At 38.9% G+C, this 22,527-nt stretch carries 23 protein-coding genes; 6 read left to right on the forward strand and 17 right to left on the reverse strand.

Annotation, left to right across the window (positions count from 1 at the left end; translation table 11 throughout):
* Window positions 1–16 precede the first annotated feature (16 nt).
* From BW727_RS06845 to BW727_RS06870, 6 genes are all read right to left on the reverse strand, one after another.
* Window positions 17–526 carry a GNAT family N-acetyltransferase gene (locus tag BW727_RS06845; protein ID WP_062468537.1) on the reverse strand — a complete coding sequence of 170 codons (510 nt, stop codon included), beginning with the start codon at window positions 524–526 and terminating at the stop codon, window positions 17–19.
* A 126-nt stretch (window positions 527–652) separates the two neighbouring features.
* On the reverse strand, window positions 653–1,084 hold the full coding sequence (locus tag BW727_RS06850; protein ID WP_062468535.1) for a GatB/YqeY domain-containing protein: 432 nt from the start codon (window positions 1,082–1,084) through the stop codon (window positions 653–655).
* Between the two features lie 75 nt (window positions 1,085–1,159).
* The gene (locus BW727_RS06855; protein WP_062468533.1) at window positions 1,160–1,717 is read right to left on the reverse strand and encodes an NADPH-dependent FMN reductase; all 558 of its coding nucleotides are present in this window, start codon (window positions 1,715–1,717) and stop codon (window positions 1,160–1,162) included.
* Window positions 1,718–1,855: 138 nt separating this feature from the next.
* On the reverse strand, window positions 1,856–3,088 hold the full coding sequence (locus tag BW727_RS06860; RefSeq protein WP_062468531.1) for an ABC transporter permease: 1,233 nt from the start codon (window positions 3,086–3,088) through the stop codon (window positions 1,856–1,858).
* Window positions 3,085–3,792: an ABC transporter ATP-binding protein gene (locus BW727_RS06865; RefSeq protein WP_062468529.1), complete on the reverse strand. Its 708-nt coding sequence runs from the start codon at window positions 3,790–3,792 to the stop codon at window positions 3,085–3,087. Before BW727_RS06865 ends, BW727_RS06860 begins: the two co-directional genes overlap by 4 nt.
* A gap of 2 nt (window positions 3,793–3,794) precedes the next feature.
* A complete protein-coding gene (locus BW727_RS06870) occupies window positions 3,795–4,925 on the reverse strand; it encodes an efflux RND transporter periplasmic adaptor subunit (RefSeq protein ID WP_062468527.1) in 1,131 nt (376 codons plus the stop codon).
* A 117-nt stretch (window positions 4,926–5,042) separates the two neighbouring features.
* Here BW727_RS06870 and BW727_RS06875 point away from each other — a divergent pair, with 117 nt between their 5' ends.
* Window positions 5,043–6,494 carry an amidase gene (locus BW727_RS06875; RefSeq protein WP_149025740.1) on the forward strand — a complete coding sequence of 484 codons (1,452 nt, stop codon included), beginning with the start codon at window positions 5,043–5,045 and terminating at the stop codon, window positions 6,492–6,494.
* Between the two features lie 193 nt (window positions 6,495–6,687).
* On the opposite strand, the gene BW727_RS06880 is transcribed toward BW727_RS06875, so the two are convergent.
* From BW727_RS06880 to BW727_RS06890, 3 genes are all read right to left on the reverse strand, one after another.
* Window positions 6,688–7,068 carry an AP2 domain-containing protein gene (locus BW727_RS06880; protein WP_062468523.1) on the reverse strand — a complete coding sequence of 127 codons (381 nt, stop codon included), beginning with the start codon at window positions 7,066–7,068 and terminating at the stop codon, window positions 6,688–6,690.
* Window positions 7,069–7,166: 98 nt separating this feature from the next.
* Entirely contained in the window at window positions 7,167–7,652 is a 486-nt protein-coding gene (locus tag BW727_RS06885; protein ID WP_062468521.1) for an AI-2E family transporter, read from the reverse strand.
* A 19-nt stretch (window positions 7,653–7,671) separates the two neighbouring features.
* A complete protein-coding gene (locus BW727_RS06890) occupies window positions 7,672–8,490 on the reverse strand; it encodes a ChbG/HpnK family deacetylase (protein ID WP_062468519.1) in 819 nt (272 codons plus the stop codon).
* Between the two features lie 59 nt (window positions 8,491–8,549).
* Between BW727_RS06890 and BW727_RS06895 the strand changes: the two genes are divergently transcribed.
* Both BW727_RS06895 and BW727_RS06900 read left to right on the forward strand, forming a co-directional pair.
* Window positions 8,550–8,858: a hypothetical protein gene (locus tag BW727_RS06895; protein WP_149025741.1), complete on the forward strand. Its 309-nt coding sequence runs from the start codon at window positions 8,550–8,552 to the stop codon at window positions 8,856–8,858.
* Window positions 8,859–8,877: 19 nt separating this feature from the next.
* Window positions 8,878–9,570: a DUF554 domain-containing protein gene (locus BW727_RS06900; RefSeq protein ID WP_062468515.1), complete on the forward strand. Its 693-nt coding sequence runs from the start codon at window positions 8,878–8,880 to the stop codon at window positions 9,568–9,570.
* 46 nt (window positions 9,571–9,616) lie between these two features.
* Here the strand turns inward: BW727_RS06900 and BW727_RS06905 are convergent, their stop codons facing one another.
* From BW727_RS06905 to BW727_RS06930, 6 genes are all read right to left on the reverse strand, one after another.
* Entirely contained in the window at window positions 9,617–10,333 is a 717-nt protein-coding gene (locus tag BW727_RS06905; protein WP_062468513.1) for an MIP/aquaporin family protein, read from the reverse strand.
* Window positions 10,333–12,168 carry a type 1 glycerol-3-phosphate oxidase gene (glpO, locus tag BW727_RS06910; RefSeq protein WP_062468511.1) on the reverse strand — a complete coding sequence of 612 codons (1,836 nt, stop codon included), beginning with the start codon at window positions 12,166–12,168 and terminating at the stop codon, window positions 10,333–10,335. The genes BW727_RS06905 and glpO overlap by 1 nt, the downstream gene beginning before the upstream one ends.
* A gap of 27 nt (window positions 12,169–12,195) precedes the next feature.
* Window positions 12,196–13,701: a glycerol kinase GlpK gene (gene glpK / locus BW727_RS06915; protein WP_062468509.1), complete on the reverse strand. Its 1,506-nt coding sequence runs from the start codon at window positions 13,699–13,701 to the stop codon at window positions 12,196–12,198.
* 181 nt (window positions 13,702–13,882) lie between these two features.
* Window positions 13,883–15,352 carry a helix-turn-helix domain-containing protein gene (locus BW727_RS06920; protein ID WP_062468507.1) on the reverse strand — a complete coding sequence of 490 codons (1,470 nt, stop codon included), beginning with the start codon at window positions 15,350–15,352 and terminating at the stop codon, window positions 13,883–13,885.
* 10 nt (window positions 15,353–15,362) lie between these two features.
* The gene (locus BW727_RS06925; RefSeq protein ID WP_062468505.1) at window positions 15,363–16,676 is read right to left on the reverse strand and encodes an FAD-dependent oxidoreductase; all 1,314 of its coding nucleotides are present in this window, start codon (window positions 16,674–16,676) and stop codon (window positions 15,363–15,365) included.
* 91 nt (window positions 16,677–16,767) lie between these two features.
* The gene (locus BW727_RS06930; protein WP_062468503.1) at window positions 16,768–17,487 is read right to left on the reverse strand and encodes a class I SAM-dependent methyltransferase; all 720 of its coding nucleotides are present in this window, start codon (window positions 17,485–17,487) and stop codon (window positions 16,768–16,770) included.
* 90 nt (window positions 17,488–17,577) lie between these two features.
* Between BW727_RS06930 and BW727_RS06935 the strand changes: the two genes are divergently transcribed.
* The 3 genes from BW727_RS06935 (at window position 17,578) to BW727_RS06945 (ending at window position 20,258) form a co-directional block, all read left to right on the forward strand.
* Window positions 17,578–18,216, forward strand: coding sequence for a DsbA family oxidoreductase (locus BW727_RS06935; protein WP_062468501.1), 639 nt, complete (start codon window positions 17,578–17,580; stop codon window positions 18,214–18,216).
* A gap of 41 nt (window positions 18,217–18,257) precedes the next feature.
* On the forward strand, window positions 18,258–18,740 hold the full coding sequence (locus BW727_RS06940; protein ID WP_062468499.1) for a hypothetical protein: 483 nt from the start codon (window positions 18,258–18,260) through the stop codon (window positions 18,738–18,740).
* A 192-nt stretch (window positions 18,741–18,932) separates the two neighbouring features.
* Window positions 18,933–20,258 (forward strand): IS3 family transposase, encoded by a 1,326-nt coding sequence (locus tag BW727_RS06945; RefSeq protein WP_077795806.1) that lies wholly within the window; start codon window positions 18,933–18,935, stop codon window positions 20,256–20,258.
* Window positions 20,259–20,344: 86 nt separating this feature from the next.
* On the opposite strand, the gene BW727_RS06950 is transcribed toward BW727_RS06945, so the two are convergent.
* Together BW727_RS06950 and ald are read right to left on the reverse strand one after the other, a co-directional pair.
* The gene (locus BW727_RS06950) at window positions 20,345–21,343 is read right to left on the reverse strand and encodes an acrylyl-CoA reductase family protein (RefSeq protein ID WP_062470302.1); all 999 of its coding nucleotides are present in this window, start codon (window positions 21,341–21,343) and stop codon (window positions 20,345–20,347) included.
* Between the two features lie 70 nt (window positions 21,344–21,413).
* Window positions 21,414–22,526 carry an alanine dehydrogenase gene (gene ald, locus BW727_RS06955; protein ID WP_062470307.1) on the reverse strand — a complete coding sequence of 371 codons (1,113 nt, stop codon included), beginning with the start codon at window positions 22,524–22,526 and terminating at the stop codon, window positions 21,414–21,416.
* Window position 22,527: the final 1 nt, after the last annotated feature.

The following is a 22,527-nucleotide window of genomic DNA, read 5'->3' on the forward strand; positions in this document are numbered from 1 at the left end:
TAAAAATCAAATCTGTTTAATGGAGTACTTTTTCGTATGCATAACGTAAATCGCCATTTTCTAAATAAATATGGCCACAATAGGTGTAGCCCGCTTTTTCTATCGCCCGCTGCATTCGTTTATTATCAGGGTGTGTATCAACTCTTAAACTGGCATAGCCTCTTTTTAGTGTCTCTGTCTCCGCTATTTTAAATACTTGTCCCATAACCCCTTTACCTAATTCTTGTTCAGCAACAGCAACACGGTGAAGCGCACTATAAGGCTTATCCTCCGTCAACCATTCACCGTTTGTAATCACCTTATAGTTCGGATCGCCATCAAAAACCAATGCTAGAACGGCCATGAGCTTCTCTTCGCGAACATATAAATAATAATCACCACGAGAAATATCCTGTCCTAATGATTCTTCATTCGGATAGCCATCTTGCCATTGATCAATGCCACTTTTTTGTAATCTTCTTTTTGCATCGTTAATAATTTGCATAATTTCTGGCATATCCGTTTCTTGTGCGTGAATAAATGTCATCTTCTATCACCTATTTATCCATTCTTTTAGATTTTAATCTTCTTCAACCATAACCGATATGGTTTATTTTTTCCATCAAAAAAGGTCTCTCTTAATCATTTGATGACTAAGAGAGACCTTTTTAAATTATTTAGCTAGAAGCTTCTTAACTACTTGAGAAACCATGCGTTTTTCTGCTTTACCGTTCAATTCACTCATAGCAAGTTTCATCGCATCTTTCATAACCATATCGGGAACGCCTTTTTTAGTTAAAAACTCGGTTACTTCTGCTTCGGTCATCATTTGAGGTAAGTAAGCCCCAATGATTTCTCGTTTCGCCTGATTTTCTTCTACTAGATCAGCACGATTTGCTTCTTTTGCAAACGTAATGGCTTCTTCCGTTTGTTTTTGCTCTTTCAGGAGATAATTCACTTGTTCTTTATCATCCATTTCGCGTCCATTATCGATTTTAAATGCATCAAAATATGATTTGATTATTCGCAAAACATCTGTCTTCAATTTATCCTTGTCTTTACGCGCTTGAATAAAATCTTTACTCACTTGTTCTTGAATCGTCACCAAAATCACTCCTTTAATTTTTAAAAACAAATGGACTTAAAATAAATACTGAAGAGGTGATCTCTCATTATCCTTTTAACGAATTGTTTGAAACGCTTGTGACCATAAAACGAGATCATCTAACATGCCATTTGCATTCACTTCATTATAAGCGTTTGGTTTGAAAATTGACATATTTTCGAAGTCAGTCATTAAAGAAAAGTTCGTTGATCTCGGAACCGTTGCAACACCGAGCCCACCTAAAATCAAACGCATGTTAGCATGTGCACGTGTTCCACCTAAACCGCCGTAACCGACCATTGCAGCAGCTTTATTAGCTACTTCTGGTTTTAGGTAGTCAAGTGCGTTTTTCAAAGCACCACCAATTGCATGATTATACTCTGGTGTAATGAAAACATAGCCATCAAAACTAGCCATTTTTTCAGACCAGTTTTTTATTGTAGACATGGTTTTCTCTTTCACTTTCTCTGGAATTCTTGCTCCTAATAAAGGAAGTTCGTAATCGGATAGATGCACCAATTCGTAATCAACACCTTCGTCATTACGTTGTGTTGCAAAATTATGAACCCATTCTGATACTGCTGTTGCGTTATTTTGTTCCCGCACACTTCCTGAAATAATACCAATTTTCACGTTCTAAAACCCCTTTGATTATTTTTTATTTAATTCATATATCTTCATTTCGAAACAATTATATCGTGTACGCTTTTGTTTGTCAACCATTTAAATAAAAAAATGACTACCGAAATTGTCCGGTAGTCACAGGTTGAATTATTGATAAATTGCTTTAATAGGATCCATTCTTGAAGCACTCAAAGCAGGGATTATTCCAAAGATTAATCCGGTTAGTATGGAAACGGAAGTTGCAATTGTCATAATACCTGGGGTTAAATAGACTGGCATGTTGATAAAGTGACCAATTAAAGTCGCAATACCGTAACCAAGTAAAAGTCCAATTAATCCCCCAATAAAGGTAATAAAAGCGGCTTCTAATAAAAACTGCCACAATATCATGCGTGGTTTAGCCCCAATGGCGCGCCGGATACCAATTTCGCGTTTCCGCTCCGTAACTGACACATACATAATATTCATGACACCAATACCACCAACAAACAAAGAAATTGCTGTAATTGCCACTAAGAACATTACAATGCTATTGATATAGGTGTTGATTTCCTCAAGCATCTGTTCATTGGTACGATCTTCTTCAAAGTAACCATCATCATCTGGATAGGCCATCATCAAATCATCCAGAACTGCCATTGTTACCACATCACGTTCAGCCGCATCAGATGTTTTAATTTTTAAAGATTTAATGTCTCGTGTCCCGGTTAGTTGATTAAAAGCCGCATGTGGAACGACACTAGTATAGGATTCTTCCCAGGTATAATCACTATTAGGGAGCATCGTTTCATAATCAAAAGCTTCTTTGATTCCGATAATTTCAAACATAAACCCATTAATACTCAATGCTTGGCCTAGTAATTGTGTAGGATCATCGACAATAATGCCATAATCCAATACTTCATGGGATAACACAATCACATCACGACCAGCATCTTGAGAAGTAATATTCCGGCCGTAAGCAATTCGTGTTTCTTTTTTAAAAGGTGTTAAACTGCTACTAGCTTGGGCGCCAAAATAATCAAGATTTGCATCAATGCTATCTTCAGAGACCATTCCCCACGTCTCATAGCCTGGCAAAACAGATGCTACTCCTTCCAGACGTGAAATCCGACGCATATCTGATTTTGAAAAGGTAAAATCATCTTCCACATACATCATGCCCGAGTCATCTGCTGTATCAGCTCCATGCTTAATCGTCACCACATTTGCTTGCGTAGTATCGGCTAAGCCCAAACTCTCTTGGCGCACCCCTTCTCCTAACGCAGCAATCGTTACGACAGAGGCAATCCCAATGATGATTCCCACCATGGTTAAGAAGACACGCAACTTATGGGCACGTAAACTTAATAGGGTACTCATAAAAATATTTCGAATCATCCGTTCATCCTCTCCTCTTCAATAAAGCTACCATCCTGCATCCGAATAACACGTGTGGCATAAGCTAACAGGTCTTCATCATGGGTAACCATCACTATGGTTTTACCAGAGCGGTTTAACCCTTTAAGAAGTTCCATTACTCCAGCGCCTGTTTCTGAGTCAAGCGCACCCGTTGGTTCATCTGCCATAATGATTAAGGGTTCATTAATCAAAGCACGTGCAATCGCCACACGTTGTTGTTGCCCACCTGAAAGTTCGGTTGTCTTAGCTTGCATTTTTTCTGGAATCCCTACTAATTCTAGGTATTTTTTTGAAAGTTTTAGGCGTTCTTTACGATTTGATTCGCCCCCATAAACGAGCGGAAGCTCCACATTTTGACTGACATTTAATGATTGAATGAGATGAAACTGTTGAAAGATAAAGCCGACGTTCTGATTTCGAATTTCTGATTTTTTATTTTCAGAAAGATGTGAGATATCCTCTCCTAAAAAAGAATAGGTACCCGTTGTCAAGCGATCCAAAAATCCAATAATATTCATTAAAGTTGTTTTCCCGCTCCCAGATTTACCCAGGATCATTAGAAAATCTCCTTCATAAATCCGTAAATCAACATTTTTAAGTACATTTGTAGCTAATTTTCCTGAATAGAAAACTTTTGTGGCATCGGTTATTTCAACGAGAAGGCGGTGTTCCTTTGTATCCATTCTTACTCCTCCTCTGGCAATGGTACTTCCATCATAGTTGGATCGAGTATATCTCCTTCTTGCAACGCTTCTTTTGAAGAGACAATAATCTCATCTTCAGCTTCTAATCCACTTGTAATTTCAACTTCTTGGTCTTTTTCTTTACCTAATTGAATGACACGCTTTGCCACGGTTCCAAAATCATTAACAAGCACATAAGATTTTTCTCCCTCTGTATGAATAGCTGCTGCTGGAATCCACACTTGATTTTCTTCTAACTGAATAGTTGCTTGAACATGGTAACCATTTACAATCCCTTCTAAGGAGTCAAAATCTAGTTTTACTGGATAAGAAGACATGGTTGAAGCACCACCAAAGGCATCTGTTTCACTATCAGCGGGCGTCGTGTCAACAAACGATACTTTTCCACGAGTCGTAAAATTATTAGAAACCACGGTAATATCGGCCGCTTGATCTACTTTTACTTTTTCAAGGTCTTTTTCATTTAACGTGCCTGAAACATAGAAGTTTTCTGAAATTAATTTCATAAGTGGTGCGTTTGCTGTTATTTCTTCTGGGATAACTACTTTTCCTTTAAAAGGTGCTAATACTTCTGTATACGCTTCTGCTTCTAAATCAGCAATCATCGTATATGCTTCTTGGATTTGGGAATCAATATCAGGTATGTTAAATTCCATATAAATTTCATCTAGCGTTTGATTTTCACGTTCTTCATCGGATGCAGCGTACCAACGGTCAATGGCTAGTTGTTGTTTATAAGCAGTATTTGCGCGTTGTGTTTCTAAACGTGCTGCTTCGCTGGTCATTTTTGAAATTTCTCTTAAGAGTTCTTCATTGGTATAGCTGTATAAAAGTGTATCTTTTTCAACAACTTGACCGTTTTCTACTTGCAAATCACTTTTAGTTCCCAGTGTAGTTTCTTGATTAAAATCTTGAGATTGTTCCGGTTTTACAATACCATTTACATAGACTTGTTCCATAGGTGGAACGGTAAAATATTCAATTCCAAATGGATCTTCCATCACGAGTGAGTCATCAATCGGTTCATTTCTATTGCCAATAAATCCCACGACAACGACCGCTATAATAATAGCGAGTAAGACGCCGCCAATCCAAAACCATTTTTTCTTCATCTGTATTCCTCCAAAGTCTCTATTTATATCTTACCAGTGTATTATACACTCAATACACAGAATGCCAATACTTATTTATGTTATAATTCAAGATATATTTAGATGGGAGTTGTCGAGATGATTGAGATAAATCGTAGTGAAGATGCGCTTTACTATGCCACTGCTGTTCGCGAAAAACGTTTATCTGCCAAGGAGCTCGTTCTACAAGCAATTATGAAGATTGAAACTCATAATAAACAAATGAATGCCGTGATTCATCCCCGATTTGAAGCAGCTTTGAAAGAAGCAGAGTCACGAGATTTCACTGGCAAGCCTTTTGGGGGTGTCCCTATTTTATTAAAAGATATGGGCCAAACGCTAAAAGGTGAGCCTGCTACTTCTGGATCGGTTTTATTAAAAAATGTTCGTAGTCATCAGACCAGTCATTATACTCAAGCCTTGCAAGATGCTGGTTTTATTGTAATTGGCCAAACCAATATTCCTGAATTTGGCTTTAAAAATATTACTGAGCCTGAACTTTATGGTCCTAGTCGTAATCCTTGGAATACCGCCTACTCTCCAGGAGGATCAAGTGGAGGTGCCGCTGCTGCTGTTGCAACTGGTATGGTGCCAATTGCTGGGGCCAGTGATGGGGGCGGGTCTATTCGTATTCCTGCTTCTTTTACCGGTCTCGTGGGTTTGAAACCAACTCGCGGGCGTATGCCGGTTGGACCGGGGAGCGGACGAAATTGGCAAGGTGCCTCTATTGATTTTGCGTTAACCAAATCAATTCGTGACACAAGTACGTTGCTACAATCTATGCAAACCGTGCAGTTAGCTGCTGCTTTCCAGACACCGCTTTTACCGAATAACTTTATGGAAAATAGTAAGCGACAATTTCGAATTGCTTACTCTTTAAAATCGCCCATTGATTCGCCAGTGAGTGATGAAGTTAAAAAAGCCGTTTTAAAGATAGTGGCTTGGCTTGAAAAAAATGGTCACGATGTCAGTGAAAAAGATCCAAATTATGACGGGATTTCTTTAATGAAGAGTTATTACACAATGAATTGCGGGGAAACAACTGCGATGCTAGAGGGGATTGAAAATCAATTAGGTCGCGGGCTTACCATTGACGATATGGAGTTAGTGACTTGGGTCCTCTATCAAGCTGGTAAAAACATTTCGGCTGCTGATTATTCGCGTACTTTAAAAGCATGGGATGCTACTGCTGAAACCATGGCTCACTTTCATGATGATTATGATTTATTATTAACACCTACCACTGCTGATGTGGCACCTCTTGTTGGTCAAGAATGGCAATCTCAGGAGTTACAGGCTAAAATGGCTACTATTCAAGATTATTCAGCCAGTGAACAAGCCCAAATTGTTTGGGATATGTTTGATGAGAGCTTACCCATCACACCGTTTGGGATGCAAGCGAACTTAACAGGCGCGCCATCTTTAAGCCTACCCGTTCATTTAACAGCATCGGGTCTCCCTTTAGGCGTACAATTGACTGCTCCAAAAGGCCGTGAAGATTGGCTGTTGGTTTTAGGTGAAGCAATCGAAGCAGCTAGCTTGTTTATATAGAGTTTTTCATCATAAAGTTTGTTTGAAGTAGTTCTTATGATGAATTTTTCCGAAATTTCATCATAAGAAAGAGAATAACTCTTGCTTATGATGAAAAAGCTGATTTTTTCATCATAAGGGCACATTAAATTTTTTCTTATGATGTTTGCATCAAAAAAATGCGTAGTGGATATAAATCCTTACGCATTTTTCTTTATCTGTATTTTTCTTCTGCTTCTTGACGGGCAGCAATTGCTTCTTCAAGCGTTAAAAAGGTTCCTAAATGTTTATTTTTACCTTTTACACTAATATTTGCTTTGTAGCGTGTGCCACTTTTCAATTCGTTCTTAGTCACACCTACATAACCTGTACCATTTGAAGCTTTTTTAGATTTTTTCTTCTTAACAGTTTGGGTTAATGATTCATGCCCGCAATCTTTAATAACGCCATTCTTTAAAAGAGATTGTTCGATCATAAATTCTTTACCACAGACACATTTAACATTCCAAAAGCGTCCTCTTTCTTTTATTCCCGCTTTACTCAAAACAGTTAAATCGTTGAATTGTCTTCCTGTTAAGTCAATTCTTTTTTTCATCCTAATAACCTCTTCCTATCGATAGCATCCAGTCCTTTATAAGAACCAACTTTTTTTATTATACTGAATGCCTATCTATTTGGCAAATAAGGCTTTATTTAGGAATCAACGCGGTCTTTAATAGTTATCACTTCAAAGACAGATTTTAGAATTATGGCTACGACTGCACCGAAGACTGCCCCTAATGGCCCAAATATAATCCCGCACACAACTGTTGATAGCAAGGTATAAACAGCGCGTACCCCAATTTCTCGGCCTGTTATAATGGGTTCAGCGATTTGGCGCACAATTACAAGAACAACATACAAGAGTCCCAATTGAATCGCTAAAGTCGTATTGCCTAAAAACAGATGCCCTAAAGCCCAAGGAACCATAATCAAGCCACTTCCTACAATAGGAACGAGATCAATGATGGCAATGGTTAGTGCTTTGAGAAACCACCAATCAATATTGAAATACCACAATCCAATACTCAAAATAACCAGACCGAGAAGCGCTAACTTGGCCATTGCTTTTAAATAACCGGTTAAGCCTTTGGAAATAGATTGAGTAAGTTCATTAAAATAGTAAAGCCATTTATTCATTGCCTCACGCCTCTCCGATTTATTTTTTAAAAGCCTCACGCCACGTGACCAGTTCAATATTCTCTTCTTGAATGACTTTTAGAAAATCAGTATCCATTAAAAACTGGTAGTCCCAAATACGTTTTTTCCATTCGATTGTATCCTCGAAAAACTTACTCTTTTCGCTAGCTGGTTGTACGTATAGTTCAGATACCCCATCGGGAAGATTCTTTAATAAATGGAGATAATATTCTTTTAACCCCTGATAAGTGGTCAATTCTTGAATAGGGGCATGATAAGATAGTATCTGTTCTGGCATGTCTACATCTTTTTGCTGTGCGAATCTCGCTACTTGGTATTGAGCCTTTTGAGCTGGTTTGTTGTCAGTCTTCAAAAAATTCTCAAAAAGTTCTTCTTGATGACGAATTGCATAACGAAACGGTAATCCATTCGTTGCACAAAAATGGAGACAAACAGGTAAACAATCAACCCGTCTTTCTTCTTCTAGCGAATCACAATTGCTATTTAGATGGTCAAAAGCTATTCCGTGGTTTTTACCTTTTTCAAATTGGGCAGCAATTTCTTTCATAGCCCGAATGCTTTCTGATTTTTCATACATATTTTGAGGTTTCTCACTCAGTAAATTTCTTTTATCATAATCAATGGGAAGTTCTACATGCAAACCGACACCAATATGTTTTAATTGTTCAAGTCGTTTGACAGCATCAATAAAACCTTCTCCTACTACAGTCAAGGAACTGGACGTGATGCGACCTGCTTGAGCCAGCCGTTCAATAGCAGCGTTTGTTTCTTGACAAATACCCAAATTATCAGCATTCACAATCAAATATTTTGCCATATCGTCATTCCTTCCTCTTCTTTCTTATTGTAAGGCATTCGACGACGAAAGTACAAATTATGTTGTTAATACTGCTATTGATTGGTAGAATGAGCTATCAAAATAAAAGTGAGGGCAAGATTATGAACCTAGAAGAAATTTTAAATAAAGTAAATCAATTTAAATTAGATCATACTAACTCGACATTGGATATCATCGTGGAGCATGTAAAGGACTTAGATGATTTTTACGGTGAGGTCTATATCCTTGCTACCAATTCATCAGACGAATTGGTAGCAGACACTCTTCTTCTATCCGTTGAAGATCCTACCAGCAAAGATTTAGAAGAATTACAAACCATCGCTGACGCATTAAAGGAAAAACTGTAAGAAATTGTGAGGTAAATGGATGATATTATTAGGCGCCCTAACAAATGGTTTAGCAATTATTCTTGGAGGAAGTTTTGGTCTTATTTTTAAACGTGGTTTATCAGAAAAAATCACAAATGCACTGATGAACGCACTCGCTCTTTGTGCCCTTTATGTTGGAATGGAAGGTCTGTTAAGTGGCGATAATATGCTGATTATTATCTTATCCATGGTATTAGGGACTTTAATTGGCGAAGGGCTGGATCTTGATTTAAAAGTAAATCAATTTGGTAATAAATTGGAAACACGCTTTATCCAAAATGAAAAAGGGGATAGTCCTTCTATCGCTCAAGGTTTTATTTCAACCAGTCTCATTGTTTGTATTGGATCTATGGCAATTGTAGGTGCTTTACAAAGTGGTATAACAGGTAATCACGATATTTTATTTGCCAAGGCAATTATAGATGGTATTATCTCCATTGTGCTTGCTTCTACTTTGGGTCTGGGGGTTCCGTTAGCGAGTATTTTAGTTGTTGTTTATGAAGGAGGTATGGCTCTTTTTGCTTCTTCTTTGACTCCCCTTTTGACAGAAAGTGTTATCCAAAATTTGACCAGTGTTGGTTCCTTATTAATTCTTGGTCTAGCATTTAACCTGTTAAAAATAACCGATTTAAAGGTCATCAATTATTCACCGGCCATCTTTATGCCCATCTTATTTGGACTGTTTATATAAAAAAGGTTAGAAACTTTAGCGAATAAAGTTTCTAACCTTTTAAATTTTATACGATAAGTGCGAATAGTCCTGCTGCAATAACCGCTCCTAGAATCGGTCCAACGATTGGTACCCAAGCGTATCCCCAGTCTGAAGTTCCTTTGTTAGCGATTGGTAATAATTGATGCGCAATACGAGGACCTAAGTCACGTGCAGGGTTAATTGCATAACCGGTTGCCCCACCGAGAGAAAGACCGATTGAAACAATTAGAATACCCACAAGAACCGGACTCATACCGTCAGCGACTGTATATTGGGCAAAAGCGAAGAGTCCTAGAATTAAGACAATAGTTCCAATTGCTTCTGTGATAATATTAGATACCGGATTTTTTATGGCTGGGCCGGTTGAGAAGATACCCAAGATGGTTGCTTTATCATCAGTAATTTTGAAGTGATCCATATAAGATAACCATACCAATGTTGCTCCAACAATCCCACCAACGACTTGTGCTACTATAAAAGGTAGAACTAATCCCCAGCTTAAGTTACCTGCTATGGCCATAGCCACAGTAACTGCTGGATTTAAATGAGCTGGTCCCATAAAGCTTGAGATATAAACAGCTATTGTTACAGCTGCCCCCCATCCAAGTGCAATAACAATCCAGCCAGAAGCTTCAGCCTTACTCTTTTTCAAACTAACGGCCGCAACGACACCGTCTCCTAAAAGAACTAAAATCAAAGTTCCTAAAAACTCACTAAATATCTGCAATATATCTCCACTCATTAAACTGTCTCCCCTTTTAGTGCGACCAAATCGGATTCATCAATCGCTTTATTTAATTCCATACTGTAATGATTTTTTTCTTCTTCACTCCAGTCGAATAGATTTGCCATCGCTTCAATAACTGGCTCTTTGATTTGATCCAAACTATTGCGCATGAATAGCAGATGATTTGTTCGACGAAGTAAAAAGTCAGCTGGTGTAAGTGTCATTTCTTGATCCATAGCATAGTCTAAACTCAAACTCTCTCTTAGAGATAGTCCAGGGAATGCAGTAAATGTATCCACTTTTTCAAAAATTTGGGTTACATTTGTTCCATATAAATCTGCTAAATACTCAGCATCTGCTTGGTCTAAACCTTTATCAACGCCTATTTGAACTAATTCTGCAAGTGTTTCCTCAACCTTTTGCGGGTCCATTTTTCCACCTGAAACTTGGTAAGTTTTGGAATCAACCAGTGTAAACTCTTTTTTAAATTCAGTCTCGAGTAATTCTTGGATTAATTTCATGGCGCCTTCAGCCATTTTTCGGTAATCAGTGATTTTTCCACCTGATAAAGTGATTAAGCCATCCTCTTCTCGGACTAAATCGCTCCCACGAGAAATTGCTGAAGGGTTATCCTCTCCCTCAGACAAAACACTTTCTAAACGACCAAGAGCTTCTTCTACGGCGTTACGATCAACAATTTTTTGATTGTACATAGTAACCACATTCACAACACGCTCAAAACTTGCATCGGTAATTCTTCCATTATCGCCTCCGTTATAATCGGAACCACTATTGGTTGAAATTAAAGGCCGCAAGCCTACCCAGCTGGACTCAACATCTTCTAACGTAATGTTTGCTTCTGGGTAACGGTAGTTTATGCAATCAAGCAGGTAATCCACGTCCTCTTGCTCGATTATTGGATTGAGATAGTCGCCTTTGTAATCCGTATCAGTCGTACCAAAGTATGTTTTGTTTTCTCTGGGAACAACGAAGAACATCCGCCCATCTGCTTTGCCTGTATCTAAATAAGTAGGCTGTGGAACGCTCAATCGGCTTTTATCAATCACTAAATGAATTCCTTTGGTTGGTCTTAGTTGTGGAACCACTTGTCGCGACTCATCCAGTTGGCGAACTTTGTCAGCCCATGGACCACTTGTATTGATAACCAAATTTGCTTTGATATCAAACGTTTCATTTGTCATCAAATCTTTAGCTTTTACACCGATAATTTTTCCTGCTTGGTCATAAATAAAGCCAATTGCTTTGACACGACTCAACATCATTCCACCATCAGCGGCGGCTTGTTTAATGTTTTCTATGACTAAACGAGCATCATTGTTTTTGAAGTCTAAATAAACGCCCCCACCTAATAAACCGTCTTTCTTCAAGTAGGGTTCTCTTTTTAATACTTCTTCCGCTGTCAGGGTATAGTTTGCGTAATTACTACCTGTTACTTTGGCCAATTGGTCGTATAAATCCATAGCTACTTTAACAGAAAACATATTAAATGTTGAATTGTCCTCATCGTAGATGGGTAGGAGCATCGGTGCTGGTTTAGGAATATGCGGCGCAATCCCTTGTACAACCGCGCGTTCCGTTACTGTATCTGAAACCACTTCTACGTCAAAATTTTTCAAATAACGAATTCCACCATGCACGAGTTTAGTCGAACGTGAGGATGTTCCTTCTGAAAAGTCTTGCATTTCGATTAAAGCGGTATCCATACCGGCGGCGCTAGCTTGAATCGCAACACCAGCACCTGTAATTCCACCTCCGATAATCAATAAATCTAATTGTTTTGTCTTTACTGCCTCAATATTTTTTTTGCGTGTTTCAATTGAAAAACTCATGTAATATTTCCTCCTTAAAAAATAACATTATGGCATTGGTTTAAACGCTTGTGTCGCAGCGACTGCCTGTTTCCATCCGTAGTATAATTCTTCGCGTTTTTCAGGAGTCATAGATGGTTCAAAAGAATCGCCTGCTTCGTAAAATTCTTTTAATTCATCCAAATCTTTCCAGAATCCAACTGCTAATCCTGCTAAAAAGGCAGCACCTAAAGCGGTTGTTTCTAGATCACGTGGTCTTTGGACAGAAGAGTTTAAAATATCTGTTTGGAATTGAAGTAAATAATCATTGTGAGCCGCACCACCATCTACTTTTAGTAATGGAATATCAATCCCCGTATCTTCTTTCATGGTGTCAATAACGTCTTTTACTTGATAAGCGATTGACTGCAAGGTTGCTTTAACAAAGTCAGCTCGTGTAGTCCCACGTGTAATTCCAAATACCGCTCCACGTGCACTAGAATCCCAATAAGGAGCGCCTAATCCTGTAAAGGCAGGAACGATGTATAAGTCATCTTCAGTCGTAGATTCCATCGCAATTTTTTGTGTATCGCCAGCATTTTGGATAATTTGCAAGCCGTCTCGTAGCCATTGAATAGCAGATCCTGTTACAAAGACACTCCCTTCAATCGCATAATAAACTTTTCCATTAATTCCATAACCAATGGTTGTTAATAAATTATTTTTTGATAAGGTCGGTGTTTCACCTGTATTCATAACGATAAAGGAACCCGTCCCGTAGGTACTTTTGACCATTCCAGGTTCGAATGCCATTTGACCAAATAAAGCAGCTTGTTGGTCACCAGCCATTCCGGAAATAGGAACTTCTGCTCCATAGAAATGGAAACTACGGGTATGGCCATACACTTCAGAATTAGAGCATGCTTTTGGTAACATTATTTTAGGTATATTTAGTAAATCAAGAATTTCTTGATCCCATTCTAAATTATGAATATTAAACATCATGGTTCGACTAGCATTCGAATAATCGGTAACATGTGAACCACCGTCTGTTAATTTCCAAACTAACCACGTATCAATGGTTCCAAAAAGAAGTTCCCCTTTTTCTGCTCGCTCTTGTGCACCTTCTACGTGGTCCAATATCCAGCGTACCTTTGTTGCGGAGAAATAAGCGTCAATAATTAAACCGGTTTTTTCATGGATAAAATCGGCATACCCATCTGCCTTCAACTTATCTGCTAACCCGGCTGACTGACGTGATTGCCAGACAATTGCGTTATAAATAGGTAAGCCGGTTTCTTTATCCCAGACAACTGTTGTTTCACGTTGGTTGGTAATCCCAATCCCTGCTATTTCACTTGGTCGGATACCAGATTCAATAAAGGCACCTGCAATAACCGATTGAACAGAGTTCCAGATTTCGTTAGCATTATGTTCTACCCAACCATCATCTGGAAAATACTGTGTGAATTCCTTTTGAGAATTCGCTACGTTTCTACCATTTTTATCATAAATAATTGCGCGTGAACTTGTTGTACCTTGGTCAATGGACATAATATATTTTGAATCTGTCATGTTAAAACCCTCCTGTTTTTTGAAAGCGTATTCTTGCTATGTATGTATAATAAACTGTTTTCTCTTGTAAATACTCCCAAGTTTTTTTATTTTTTAGATTGATTATGAAAGTTTTTAATGGAAACCCTTTCATTTAGCGGTTTATAAAAAATCCATTCTATCAAAATAGTATGGATTATTTTTAAATTTGACCCTTTAGCCCATCAATAATTGACTTTATTTGAAATAGGTCAAATTTAGAGAACCTCTCGGAAATAAGATAAACTTCTGTTCCAGGTGAATAATAAGTTGCTTTATTTGTGGTCACGACAAGATCATAATTGCTATTTTCTTGATAGCTCTCAACGGTAAGGCCTATCGTATTTTTCAATTTTAAAATAAGTGTTTGGGTTAGATATTCTCTTTGCATATCATCTAAATCCAAGTCTATCCCCAAAGCTACTTCCTTGGAAATACTTAAATCAACAATTGCCAAAATCGTGTTGTAATTCATCAAGGTTAAAGCTTGCAAGGAACTTTCAGGTATACGTGTTTTTTGAATCGTTGCGAGTGCTGTTTCTAAAAGTTGTAGACCTAATTGATCCAAATTATTCTCCCAGATCCCATTAACTTTTGATAGCTCACTGTTGGCTGCGCGTATTTCAAGTGCACCATCAAAAAAATAGAGGATGCCATTGATTTGAGATAAGTAGAACGTTATCTTTCTTTCTAATGCAATGGTTGGTTTAATCGGTCGATAATAAGAGAGAATCGTCTCTCGTGATAGCGTGTCCATCATAGCGGTCGGTGTTCTGCGACTTCTAATTAACTCGTAATTATTAAAATCTTGCTCAGACAAAATCGATTGGGTTGTCAAGAAAATATAATGCAACATCGTCTCTTCATCTTCAAGCTCAATCGAATATCGACTAGAGTAGAGTAAAACAAGTTGCCTTACTTGGTTATAAAGATAATCATCGCGGTAAGGCTTCATTTTTTGCAACATAGTTCGGTATATTTTCTTTACGCTTTTAGCTCTTTTTTTACTAATTAAAACCCATAAACCCACTCGTTTACGACTAAATCCACTAATTTTAATTTCGAGCTCTTTTTCAAAGGCAGCAATTAGACTATGGCTACGATTGGCTAGTAAAGCTTCTTGAAGCTCTGCTTCAGTCATGATATAGGCGTAAACTTGAAAGTAGAAATAACGAATCTGTAATTCTTCGCCGTAAAGATGACCATTCTTAATTTTAATATTAAACTCTTTTAAAAAGGCATTAACTTCCTTAATTTTTCTAAATAAAGTCGACTCACTGATTGCTAAGTCCCGGACAATCTTTACGACGGTAAATTCTTGATGCTTATAAATATAATCAATGATTTGAAATTTTAACGATTTCCTTACGTAATCACTGTAAATGGTTTCAATTGAAAATAAATTGTCTACCTGTAAAGTAATCTCGCTTCCATTCAGTTGAAGTTGGCATTTCCCTTGATAGTCACTAAAATTAATGCGAATTTCATCGAGATAGTTCTCTAGAGAGGCTTTAGAAATATTTAAATAATGCCTTAGTTCTTCATAAGAGATTTTTCCACCTTCGTGAATTATTTTTTTCAAAATTGAAACATGGTTTGCTTCTTTTTTCTCTAGAAAGTGTTCAATTCGCATTCCATCCCACCTATCCCTTCATTAAGCCTAAGTGATTGGTGACATCGTAAATCGGACTCCATGCGGAATGAAAAAAATAATCTTTCTGTGCGAGTTCAGTAATGGTAATTCCCATCTGAATCCCCAGCGATAAGGTATTGATTTTCTCTAAAATGTTGGTTTGCGATATTAATTGTGCTCCCCGTACTTGCCCAGTTTCAACACTGTAAATAAGCTTTCCTGAAATAGTCGCTTGTTTATTAAACAAAGAGGCTGGTTGTGTCATGTGTATACTGGCAACTTTTTCATCAAAGAAAATACTCTCTGTTTCCGTCATGCCTGTGCTTGCAATATAATAACCAAATACTTTAGTCCCAATAGTTCGGGCTGTTCCAATGAACTTAGTTTGCGGTTTTAAAAGATTATCTGCGACGACAATTCCGGTTCGAACTGCATTATTAGCTAAAGAAATATAGAAGCTTTCATCGGATAAACTAGAAGGTGTTTGAATCGCGTCTCCAATTGCAAAAATATTTTCTACAGATGTTTTCAAGTAGCGATCAACATAAATAGCCCCATCTTCGTGTAGGCGAATCTGATCATCTAAGTAAGCGATTTGTGGTTTGACACTTAAAGCAAAAACTGCGCAGTCACTGGTGATTTCTGAGTTTTGCGTTTTAAATAGCAACCTTTCATCTATTTCTTCAATCTCTCTAACCGTTTCATTAAAGTAAAAGTGTACACCTCGACTCTTCATTTCTTTAATCAAGGGCTGTAACATTTCTTGGTCAAAATATTTCACCAAAATTCCATTCATACTCTCGACTAGTTGCACCTTTTTTTTGTTTCTAATTAGACTGTCAGCCATTTCAACCCCTACTTGTCCACCACCTAGAATAGTAAAACGATGGTTCTGAGCAACGAGCGCCAAGGCTGTTTTCGTTTCTTCTACAGACTTATAGGTGATAATCTTATGGGACTGAATCCCTTTAATGCGGTAGGAACTTTGTACAGATCCAGTCGCTATAATGAGCTTGTCATAGTTTATTTTCTTTGACTGGTTCGTTTTCTGATAAGTAACTTGTTGTTGGTTCGAGTCTAAACTTTGAACCTCCGCATTTAAAATAACGGTTATACCGTATTCCTGTAATTCTTCTTTGGAAATAAAATAGGCTTCTTCTAGACGCTTGATTTGTTTATTTAAAATAGCATGCAAGGCGCCGGGGATAAAACCAATTTGAGCCTGTTTTTCTAATAAGGTTATTTGCGCATCTTTAAAATTTTGACGCGTCCTTATAGCTGCGGTCACACCAGCAAAAGAACCTCCTACAATGACTATGTGCATAAACATCTTCCTTTACTCCATTTTTTGTTTAAAAAAAACCTGTAGAATTTTCTCGTTCGAGAATCTGTTCTAAAGGATTTAACGTTTTCTTTTATGTGTTTTTCTTAAATACCATAATCATATCATCATCTTCTTGTTTCAAAGGTTTACCTTGCCAGTTCCCCCATTGATGAATGATTTCAAGACCCGCTAGTTTACCCATTAATTGTAACTCAGAGGGCCAAATATAGCGATGGACTGTTTTATGTGAAGCGACGTACTCACCAGAAAGGTCAAATTGATAAGATGTAATTTGCTGGCTAATCCGTTCATATTGATCAAAACCAATGAAATCATCTTCCAAAGAAAACGGGGCAATTTCATCTCCAACAATTTCATGGACACGTGGTACAAACGATTCTAGAACAAAAAGGCCGCCTGGTTTTAAATGCTTCGCTGCATTTTGAATGGTGGCCAATTGTCCTTCCAGTGTCTTTATGTATGTAATACTATTAAAAATAAGATAAATAAGATCAAATTCTTCATTTAAATCCGCTGTTTGCATATCTCCAAGAACGATTTCGACTTGTTCGCCGCCCTTTTTTTGCTTTAGCTGCTTCAGCATTTGCTCCGAAATATCTAAACCAGTCATATCGAAACCACGTTGAGCCAAAGGATTGGCAATTCGCCCTGTTCCTACTGCTAACTCTAATATTTTTTTACCCGGCGCTAGTTCAGCTAATTTCTCTACTGTGGGCAGGACAAAATCTCTTTCATTTAAAGGATAAATACTTTCATCGTAATCTGCTGCAATTTCATCAAATTGATTCATGAGACACCCCTTTAGATATAAATCCAAAAATTTGAGTTCGAACATTCTCTTTGCTATATTGATTATACAAATAATGAAGGAGGAAGTCATTTGAAAATTGAAATATGGTCAGATTTCGTATGCCCGTTTTGTTATATTGGTAATAAACATTTAGAAAATGCCCTTGAAAAATTTGAGCATGCTGACGAAGTAGAAATTGAATTTAAATCTTATGAATTAGATCCCACAGCTAAACACGTTCCTGGGAAAACCATGGCGGAAACATTAGCCGAAAGTAAGGGTCTTCCTATGGCCCAAGTAGAGCAAATGAATCAACAGATTACCCAAATGGCAGAGTCAGCAGGTTTAACTTTTAATAATGCTACTGCACAATATGCCAACACCTTTGATGCTCACCGCTTGTTCCAATATGCAAAATCCATCGGTAAAGGCTATGATTACGATGAACGTTTGAAAAAAGCTTACTTTACTGATTCATTACTAATTAGCGACTTTGACACTTTAGTTGAACTAGCTGGTGAAATTGGTATTGACAAAGAGGAAGCACGTGCAATTCTAGAATCCGATCGTTATGCTGAAGAAGTTCGAGCAGACGTTCAGGAAGCCAGACAAATTGGCGTACAAGGGGTTCCTTTCTTTGTTTTTGACCGTAAGTATGCTGTTTCCGGTGCTCAACCTGAAGAAGTTTTTACCCAGACACTTGAAACAACTTGGGCCGAAAAACAATAACTCTTTATGATATACTTTCTTAAGAAAGTGAGGTAAAAAAATTGGGTTTATTTGATTTTTTAAAAAACAATAAAGACAAACCAACTCCTTCTTCGCCTATGGCTGATTTAAATCAAACACTAAGCAAAGAAACCAAGTTAAAAAAACAATTAACTGGTCGGCAAATAACCAATGACCAAGTCTTAATCCAGGAAGTGGCACTCGCTATTATAGCTGAGGATCCTTTTGTCAAACCTTTCAAAGGACAAGACCAGCTTCAACCAGGTACAAAACCCCTCTATGAATTTGAGGATGTTTCGACCATGAATATCGCCATTGATTCGGATTTTTCCGTTATTATTGAGGGTATTAATTTAGGGAAGTTACCGAACGAAATAGTGTCAGAAATACAGCCTTATTTTGGTAAGGATATTTTAACGGCTTATGTTTATGTGAATGGTGGCAACTATCGTATCCAAAAAAATAATGAAGTCCTTACGCAATCTAGCCCTTATGGTCTTGATATTTATTTACAATTTAATTAAAAAAGAGGTAGGAAATTATAAACTGGACCCTATAAAGTAGACTCTTTAAAAAAGAGACCCTTTATAGGGTCTTTTTATGTCTTGTACGAGAATTAGTCTCCCTTTCCTGATAAACTGGAGGAAAGGAACGGGAACCGCGACCGCTCCCCCAAGAGAGCCTTACAAAAAATACATTTTTAAGAGGAGGAACCCATGTCAAAACGAACATTCACGGACGAGCAGGTTACAGACCTATCCCACAACCCCTATGTTCAGAACGTCTCCCCCAAAGCCATCACCTACTCGGACGAGTTCAAGGTCCACTTCCTTGCGGAGTGGAAAAAGGGAAAGACTGCCCGACAGATTTTCATGGAGGCGAGTCTCCCAGTGGAGGTCCTAGGCGAGCGGCGAATCCACACCGCTGCCAACCGCTGGAAGAAGGCCTATCAGGAGAGCGGGATCACGGGCGTACGAGATCAGCGCAAGGGCGCATCGGGGCGCCCCCGCCTCACGGAGCTTTCGACCGAAGAGCAGCTCCGCCGGGCCAAGCAGGAGAATGTCCTCCTCAGACAGGAGAATGAGCTGTTAAAAAAAATCGACTTCGCAGAAAGGAGGGGAAATGAGTTAAGCAAGCAGGAGCGGTTCGCCCTCATCCAACAGGTGACGAGTCGCCCCGGCTCGCTCTCCGTCAGGAGAGCTTGTCTGATTCTGGAAGTATCCAATTCCGGCTACTACGCGCATTTCTCCCCCGAGAACCAATGCAAAAGGCAGGAGAAGGAAGAGGAGGACCAGAGGTGGCGCGACCGTGTTCTGGAAGCAATGGCCTATAAACGGGTGGCGAAAGGTTCCCGTGCCATTGTCATGTACTTCCTCAACACGAAGAAAACTGTAGTGAACCGCAAGAAAGTCCAGCGGATCATGCGAAAGTATGGACTCCAGTGTCCTATCCGCCGTGCGAACCCGTACCGAAAAATCGCAAAAGCCACACAAGAACATCGCACCGTTCCGAACCGGCTCCAGCGGCAGTTTGATCAGTCAGCGCCGAAGAAGGTGCTCCTGACTGATATTACCTATCTCCGGGGAAAAGACGGCTTCCTAGGCTACCTCTCTACCATCTTGGATGGCGCCACAAAGGAGGTTTTAGCCTACGCTGTCGCCGACCGAATCACCTTGGACATAGCTCTCGATACGGTGAAAGATCTAGTGGCAAAACATGGAGAGGACCTCCCTGCGCAAGCCCTCCTCCATTCCGACCAAGGGTCGCACTACACTAGCCCCATCTTCCAGAAACTGGTGCAGAAGAATGGCCTAACCCAATCTATGTCCCACCGTGGGAACTGCTGGGACAACGCCCCACAGGAGAGCTACTTCGGCCACCTAAAGGACGAAATTCCTTACGAGGAGTGTCATTCACTGAAGGAGTTACAGTCTGTCATTATCAACTATATGGACTACTACAACCACGAGCGCGGCCAATGGAAACTGAAAAAGCTGACCCCGGTTTCCTACCGGGATCAGCTCTTGAAACAAGTAGCCTAGATTCTCTCTTTTTTAAACTGTCCTTGACTTGGGATCCAGATTAATTAATTCCTACCTCTTTTCTTTATGGATAAAATAAATAATGGTTATTCTCCAAAAACTTTTACTAAGAAACGACCAGTCATTTTTCCATCTATCATTTTTTGAAATGCTGCTGGTAATTCTTCTAGCTGTAATTCTTGATCAACAAAACTTGTCAAGTCACTTGGTTTCAAATCAGTTGCTAAACGCTGCCAGAGTTTTTGACGTTCTTCTTGAGGAACTTGCACAGAATTTATTCCTTTTAATGTGATACCTCGTAAAATAAAGGGTAAAACAGTCGCACTAAATTTAATTCCACCTGCGTTGCCACTTAGAGCAATTGTACCGTTTTCTTTTACTTGAGCTAGATAATCAGCAAGTTTATCGCCACCAACGGGATCAATAATTGCTTGCCATTTCTGAGAAGAAAGCGGCCGTGCTTTTTCAAGCTGGTTTTCCTCTGGTGTTTGAATGTTACTTGCTCCTAAATTCTGTAAAAAAGTAGAACTCGTTTCCTTTTTACGAGACTCTGCAATAACCGTATAGCCCTTTTGACTGAGCATTTTGACCGCCATACTCCCTAAACCACCCGTCGCACCACGTACCAATACAGGCAAATCTGCGGGGTTGCCACCATTTTTCTCAAGAGCATCAACGGATTGGCCTGCGGTAAATCCTGCTGTACCCAGAATCATCGCTTCTTTTAAGGTTAACCCGTCTGGAAGGGGCACCACCCATTCGGCCGGAACACGCGCATATTCACTGTAGCCCCCGTCATGCGAGACACCCAGGCCATAGCTCGTTACAATAACGAAATCTCCTACTTTTATTTTCGGGTCGTCAGATTCAACCACTTCTCCACTCAAGTCAATGCCCAAAACGATTGGATATTCTCTGATTACACCGCTTTTTGCGTTTGTTGCTGCTAATGCATCTTTATAATTAACACTAGAATAGTGGACCTTAATGACTACATTTCCTTGTGACAGCTCTTGTATTTCTAATTCTTTCAACTCTAAGTTAACGTTACCTTCTGAATCGAGAAATGCTTGTAAGGCTTTCATATGATCGCTCCTTATTATTTTTTAACGACTAAGACAAAAAAACCGGCCTATAAAAGCACCGGAAGTTTTATTATAGTAATGTACTAACTTCAACGTATTCTTTTTCAAGGGACTCTGCGACATCGGAGTTGGTAACTTTTCCTTTGAAAACATTAATACCAGTTAAAATTGTATTGTCGGTAGTTGCTGCTTCGTGAACACCTAACTTAGCAATTCGAGCTGCATATGGTAAGGTCGCATTCGTCAAAGCAATTGTCGACGTACGCGCAACAGCACCTGGCATATTCGGTACAGCATAATGAAGAACACCATGTTTTGTATAAGTTGGGTCATCATGTGTAGTTGTGTGACTTTCAGTTTCAAAAATACCACCTTGGTCAACTGCGATATCCACGATAACGGAACCTGGTTCCATTTGTTTAACCATTTCTTCTGTTACAAGCGCTGGTGCTTTACGTCCTGGTATTAGAACAGCTCCAATCGCGATATCCGCGTCTTTCAATGCTTCTTCAATATTTACAGAATTTGACATCAAAGTAATAACTTCATTCCCATATAATTCTTCGATTTCAGCCAATACCTCTGGTTTAACGTCTAAAACGGTACAGTGTGCGCCCATTCCCAAAGCAATTTGCAAAGCGTTACGCCCAGTAACACCACCACCGATAATAACTACTTTCCCGTTTTGAACGCCTGGTACACCACCAATTAATGTTCCTTTACCACCATTGTGGCTTTCTAGGAAGTGAGAACCAATTTGAACGGCTAAACGTCCGGCAATAACACTCATTGGATTTAATAGCGGTAAGGTATTATTCTCATCAACCATTGTTTCGTAACCAATAGCAGTTACGCCTGATTCTTCTAAAGCTGTTGTCAATTCTAATTCGTTAGCAAGGTGTAAATAAGTAAATAGGATTAATCCTTCACGGAAATATTTAAATTCAGATGGTTGCGGCTCTTTGACTTTAATAACCATATCTGTTGCCCATACTTTTTCAGCAGAGGGTTCGATAGTTGCGCCTGCTTCAATATATTGCTCATCTTCAAAACCAGAACCAATACCACCACCTTGTTGCACTAAGACAGTGTGGCCCTGACGAACCAACAGCTCAGCACCAATTGGTGTTAGCCCTATACGATTTTCATTGTTTTTAATTTCTGTAGGTACTCCTATTATCATA

Source organism: Jeotgalibaca dankookensis (assembly GCF_002005405.1).
Classification (GTDB): domain Bacteria; phylum Bacillota; class Bacilli; order Lactobacillales; family Aerococcaceae; genus Jeotgalibaca; species Jeotgalibaca dankookensis.

What these genes read in the sequence shown, in the direction of transcription:
- BW727_RS06925 (WP_062468505.1), bottom strand. Translation starts at nt 16,676, where the DNA reads ATGCACATAGTCATTGTAGGAGGTTCTTTTGCTGGTGTGACCGCAGCT.
- BW727_RS06945 (WP_077795806.1), top strand. Translation starts at nt 18,933, where the DNA reads ATGTCAAAACGAACATTCACGGACGAGCAGGTTACAGACCTATCCCAC.
- BW727_RS06905 (WP_062468513.1), bottom strand. Translation starts at nt 10,333, where the DNA reads ATGAGTGGAGATATATTGCAGATATTTAGTGAGTTTTTAGGAACTTTG.
- BW727_RS06880 (WP_062468523.1), bottom strand. Translation starts at nt 7,068, where the DNA reads ATGAAAAAAAGAATTGACTTAACAGGAAGACAATTCAACGATTTAACT.
- BW727_RS06900 (WP_062468515.1), top strand. Translation starts at nt 8,878, where the DNA reads ATGATATTATTAGGCGCCCTAACAAATGGTTTAGCAATTATTCTTGGA.
- BW727_RS06890 (WP_062468519.1), bottom strand. Translation starts at nt 8,490, where the DNA reads ATGGCAAAATATTTGATTGTGAATGCTGATAATTTGGGTATTTGTCAA.
- BW727_RS06950 (WP_062470302.1), bottom strand. Translation starts at nt 21,343, where the DNA reads ATGAAAGCCTTACAAGCATTTCTCGATTCAGAAGGTAACGTTAACTTA.
- BW727_RS06895 (WP_149025741.1), top strand. Translation starts at nt 8,550, where the DNA reads ATGTTGTTAATACTGCTATTGATTGGTAGAATGAGCTATCAAAATAAA.
- glpK (WP_062468509.1), bottom strand. Translation starts at nt 13,701, where the DNA reads ATGACAGATTCAAAATATATTATGTCCATTGACCAAGGTACAACAAGT.
- BW727_RS06845 (WP_062468537.1), bottom strand. Translation starts at nt 526, where the DNA reads ATGACATTTATTCACGCACAAGAAACGGATATGCCAGAAATTATGCAA.
- BW727_RS06875 (WP_149025740.1), top strand. Translation starts at nt 5,043, where the DNA reads ATGATTGAGATAAATCGTAGTGAAGATGCGCTTTACTATGCCACTGCT.
- BW727_RS06930 (WP_062468503.1), bottom strand. Translation starts at nt 17,487, where the DNA reads ATGAATCAATTTGATGAAATTGCAGCAGATTACGATGAAAGTATTTAT.
- BW727_RS06920 (WP_062468507.1), bottom strand. Translation starts at nt 15,352, where the DNA reads ATGCGAATTGAACACTTTCTAGAGAAAAAAGAAGCAAACCATGTTTCA.
- ald (WP_062470307.1), bottom strand. Translation starts at nt 22,526, where the DNA reads ATGATAATAGGAGTACCTACAGAAATTAAAAACAATGAAAATCGTATA.
- BW727_RS06860 (WP_062468531.1), bottom strand. Translation starts at nt 3,088, where the DNA reads ATGATTCGAAATATTTTTATGAGTACCCTATTAAGTTTACGTGCCCAT.
- BW727_RS06865 (WP_062468529.1), bottom strand. Translation starts at nt 3,792, where the DNA reads ATGGATACAAAGGAACACCGCCTTCTCGTTGAAATAACCGATGCCACA.
- glpO (WP_062468511.1), bottom strand. Translation starts at nt 12,168, where the DNA reads ATGAGTTTTTCAATTGAAACACGCAAAAAAAATATTGAGGCAGTAAAG.
- BW727_RS06885 (WP_062468521.1), bottom strand. Translation starts at nt 7,652, where the DNA reads ATGAATAAATGGCTTTACTATTTTAATGAACTTACTCAATCTATTTCC.
- BW727_RS06870 (WP_062468527.1), bottom strand. Translation starts at nt 4,925, where the DNA reads ATGAAGAAAAAATGGTTTTGGATTGGCGGCGTCTTACTCGCTATTATT.